Consider the following 3835-nt stretch of genomic DNA (forward strand, 5'->3'; position numbering starts at 1 on the left):
GGCCAGAGCCACCTCCGCTTGCCTGGCCGAATGCCTTGCCGATACCGAATCGAGCGCGGCGAGGACGCGCATGCCGCGCTCGTTGAGGTAGCTGGCGACATCCTCGCCCCGCTCGCTCTGGCCGAGATCGGCCTTGCCGCGGTATTTGCCGCTCAAGAATCCCTTGGCGAGACCGAAATAGGTGATAACGCCGATATCCTCGGCCACGCAGAGATCAAGCAGCGGTCCGTCGAGCGACGACCGATCGTACAAATTGTATTCGGGCTGAAGAACCTCATAGCGCGGCAGGCTGCGCAGGCTTGCCACGTCGAGCGCCGCCCGTAGCTGGCCGGCATCGAGGTTTGAGCAGCCGACATGGCGGACCTTACCCTTGGCAAGCAGGCTCTGATAGGCGCCGAGCGTCTCCTCGTAGGGTGTCGCCGGGTCCGGCCAATGCGACAGATAGAGATCGATCACATCGGTTTGCAGCCGCTTCAGTGATGCGTCGACCGCCTTTTCGATATAGACGGCGGACAAATCCCGCCTGCCCTGGCCCATGTCCGAGCCGACTTTGGTGATGACGACGATCTTGTCGCGGTTGCCGCGGCTTTTCATCCACTTGCCGATGATGGTTTCGGACTCGCCGCCCTTGTTGCCGGGAGCCCAGCGCGAATAGACGTCCGCCGTGTCGATGGCGTTGAGGCCGGCATCGGCAAAACGGTCGAGCAGGTCGAAGGAGATCTTCTCGTCGGCGGTCCAGCCAAAGACGTTGCCGCCCAGGACCAGCGGCGCGATGGAAAGTTCGGTGCGACCGAGACGGCGTTTGTGCAAGATTGAACTCCGTGATGATTGGGATGATGCGGGGCAAGCCCGGCTTGGGGGCAGCAGCTAAGCTAGGTCTTGGATTGCCGAGGTCAAAGGCCTGGCCCTTCTTTTCCGGCAGGCCAGCGCTTCACAAAGGCGCGACCCGCCGCGCCACCTCTTCCAGCCAGTGGTCGCGGATGCCGAGCGCCTTGAGGTGCTCCAGCGTGCTCAGCACATAGTCCTCGTTCCTGCCGGACTGGCCGGCTGCGCCGCCAACGATGCCGGCCGCATGGGCCGCATCGAGCGCGCCGGCATACTGCTCATGCGCGCGGTCGACGATGTAGGCGACCGCCTTGATCGTCTTGCGTGCCTCCGTCCCGTTCCCGTCGAGCCGGATGTCCAGCGTGCGTTCGACATAAACGCTGGTCACCAGTTCGCGCTCGCGCAGATAGGCGAGAACCTCGCCCCGCAGGTCGCCGGGCACGCGGAACGCCAGCCCGATGCAGGAGCCGCCACGGTCGAGGCCGAGCACCAGGCCCGGCCGCTGCCGCGTGCCTGGGTGCACGAAGGAATAGACACAAAGCGACCGCCGATAGCCGAAAAGGCGCGCGCGGCGCGTCTCGACATGCGCGAATCCAGGGCGCCAGATCAGCGACCCATAGCCAAAAACCCAAAAATCGCCCATATCGCCAAGCCTGATCGCGTGAGTCCCGACCGCACGCCGGAATCAGTGTTTCCGTCTTCCGCTTGTTGCGTAACAACCGTCCGCCCGCAATATCAGGGGCAATGAGAGCTCCAGCATGACGTCAACTGACCAGCGCCCGCCGAACTTTCGCCGCCGGCTGTTCTGGCTCGCCGCTTTCATTGCAGTGCTGTTCGCCATCTACAGCGCCGGCTGGTTCTACCTCGCCGATCGCGTCAGGGCCGAGGCCGACAAGGCGGTGGCCGCGCTCAACGCCAAGGGCATCGAGGCCGGCTGCGCCAACCTGACCGTCAGCGGCTATCCGCTCAGTTTCGCCATTTCCTGCGACACGCTCGCCTATGAGGACGATGCCAGGAACCTCGCCGCCTCGACCGGCAGCTTCAATGCCGTGGCTGCGATCAACCAGCCCCTGTCGCCTGTTGCTGATCTACGCGGGCCGCTCAGGACCTCCATGCCCGGGATGACGCCGCTATGGATCGACTGGGACAAGCTGCGGGCGGATGCGAAGCTCTCCTGGCCGCTGCCCCGGCGCGTCGCGCTGAAGGCCGAGGGCCTGTCCGGCCAGACCGATCCGGCTGACAACAGTGATCCTGTCGAACTGTTCTATGCCGGAAAGGCTGCCGGGCAATTGCAGCCGAATGGCCAGGACATCGGCTATGCCGGCAGTTTCAACGATCTCGAGATCGACGCCGATGCTATCGGCGGACGCGTGCTGCCGCCGCTCGACGGTAGTGGCGAGGCGACGCTGAAGAACGGTGTCGTGCTGATCAGGACGCAGCCGAAGAGCCTGCGCGGCCAGTCGGTCGACATCGCAAAGCTCGATCTGTCGTCTGGCGAAGCACGGATAACGGTGTCCGGGCCGCTATCGGTCGATGCCGACGGCCTGATCGACGCCGACCTGACGATCAAGCTCAGGAATCCCAAGGCGGTGGCGGCGATCCTTGGCGGCGCCATTCCCGAGCGCAAGAGCGAGATCGAGCAAGGCTTTGCCGGCCTGGCGATGCTCGGTAACGAACCGTCCATGCCGCTCAGGATCGTCAAGGGCAAGGCCTCGCTCGGCTTCATCCCGCTCGGCAAGATCAAGCCGGTCAACTAGAGCATGGTTCCGAACCGAGGGCCCGCGTCAGCAAAAGGTGGAAACAGGTCTTCGGACAAGATCATGCTCAACAAGAGATTGCGAGCAGATGGATAAACCGGTCAAGCTCCTGAGTGTTGGCGCGTTCACCCTCGACACGATCCTTCGCCTCGACACGCTGCCCGTGCATCAGGGCAAGTTCATCGCTTCCGATGGCGTCCAGATCGCCTCGGGCATGGCAACCAGCGCCGCTTGCGCCGCCCGCCGTCTCGGCGCCGAAGTCTCGCTCTGGGCAAGTGCGGGCGATGATGCCGTCGGCGACCAGCTGATTGCCGAGATCGAGGCCGAGGGCGTCGATTGCAGCCTGGTCCGACGTGTGGCCGGCGCGCGCTCGGCGCTGGCCGCGATCCTCGTTGACGCGCATGGCGAGCGCATCATCGTTCCGTTCTACGACCGCAAGGCGCAGGCCGACCCCGCTGAATTGCCCGCCGATCTCTCCGCCTTCGACGCCGTGCTGGTCGACGTCCGCTGGCCGGGCGCCGCGGCGCTCGCCCTGAACGCGGCGCGCGCCAATGGCCGGCCTGCGATCCTCGATGCCGATACCGCGCCGCTGGAGGTGCTGGAGCAGTTGTTGCCGCTGGCCACGCACATCGTCGCTTCCGAACCCGCGGCGCGTATCGTCTGCGGCCATGCGCTCGATCCGGAAACCGCCTGCGCCGATCTTGCCAGCCGTACCGACGCCTTTGTCGCGGTCACCGGCGGCGCGGCGGGAAGCTGGTGGCACGACCGTTCCACCGGCTCGGTCCGCCATGTCGCGGCGCCGAGGATCAAGGCGGTCGATACGTTGGCGGCCGGCGATGTGTTTCACGGCGCCTTTGCCGTCGGCCTCGCGGAAGCTATGCCGCCCGAGCAGGCCTTGCGCTTTGCCAGTGCTGCGGCGGCGCTCAAATGCCAGCGCTTCGGCGGCCGGCTCGGCGCCCCGGACCGGGCAGAGACGCTGGCCATGATGGCGGCCCACTGACCCGGCGATTAGAAGCTCTAGACGCGCCTATCCCTTGGCGCCGGGATGCTCGACGACCTGGCGGCCGAAGTCCGGCACATCGATGTCCTGGCCGGCCGCGATGATCGACCGGCGGACCGCGCGCGTGCGCGTGACGCCGAGCGTCGGCAATTTCGTGCTGATCCACTTCCCCGAGGACGGCAAGCATTCGGCGGCGGCGGCGGACGACTATCTCACGGCGCGCGGCTACATATTGCGGCGGGGTTTCCGCTAC

The 3835-nt window shown here is 65.8% G+C and carries 4 protein-coding genes and 2 pseudogenes; 3 read left to right on the top strand and 3 right to left on the bottom strand.

All coding sequences use genetic code 11. The annotated features are described in order from the left end of the window. Positions 1 to 810 (bottom strand): aldo/keto reductase (locus EN742_RS27495; RefSeq protein ID WP_148670297.1); only part of this gene is annotated, 810 nt, incomplete at its 3' end. 121 nt (positions 811 to 931) lie between these two features. Further along, entirely contained in the window at positions 932 to 1468 is a 537-nt protein-coding gene (locus tag EN742_RS27500) for a gamma-glutamylcyclotransferase (protein WP_128333499.1), read from the bottom strand. 115 nt (positions 1469 to 1583) lie between these two features. Between EN742_RS27500 and EN742_RS27505 the strand changes: the two genes are divergently transcribed. Both EN742_RS27505 and EN742_RS27510 read left to right on the top strand, forming a co-directional pair. Beyond that, positions 1584 to 2582 (top strand): DUF2125 domain-containing protein, encoded by a 999-nt coding sequence (locus EN742_RS27505; RefSeq protein ID WP_126058080.1) that lies wholly within the window; start codon positions 1584 to 1586, stop codon positions 2580 to 2582. 88 nt (positions 2583 to 2670) lie between these two features. Next, the gene (locus EN742_RS27510) at positions 2671 to 3582 is read left to right on the top strand and encodes a sugar kinase (RefSeq protein WP_126058079.1); all 912 of its coding nucleotides are present in this window, start codon (positions 2671 to 2673) and stop codon (positions 3580 to 3582) included. A gap of 27 nt (positions 3583 to 3609) precedes the next feature. Here the strand turns inward: EN742_RS27510 and EN742_RS39660 are convergent. Further along, positions 3610 to 3714, bottom strand: a pseudogene (locus EN742_RS39660) (prephenate/arogenate dehydrogenase family protein); the annotation flags it as partial. Between EN742_RS39660 and EN742_RS27520 the strand changes: the two are divergent. Next, positions 3707 to 3835, top strand: a pseudogene (locus EN742_RS27520) (histidinol-phosphate transaminase); the annotation flags it as partial. The pseudogenes EN742_RS39660 and EN742_RS27520 sit on opposite strands and share 8 nt — an antisense overlap.

The organism is Mesorhizobium sp. M4A.F.Ca.ET.020.02.1.1 (genome assembly GCF_004022645.1).
In the GTDB taxonomy this organism is placed as follows: domain Bacteria; phylum Pseudomonadota; class Alphaproteobacteria; order Rhizobiales; family Rhizobiaceae; genus Mesorhizobium.

Excerpts from the sequence above, each read along its gene's own strand:
- EN742_RS27505 (WP_126058080.1), top strand. The coding sequence starts at position 1,584 with ATGACGTCAACTGACCAGCGCCCGCCGAACTTTCGCCGCCGGCTGTTC.
- EN742_RS27510 (WP_126058079.1), top strand. The coding sequence starts at position 2,671 with ATGGATAAACCGGTCAAGCTCCTGAGTGTTGGCGCGTTCACCCTCGAC.
- EN742_RS27500 (WP_128333499.1), bottom strand. The coding sequence starts at position 1,468 with ATGGGCGATTTTTGGGTTTTTGGCTATGGGTCGCTGATCTGGCGCCCT.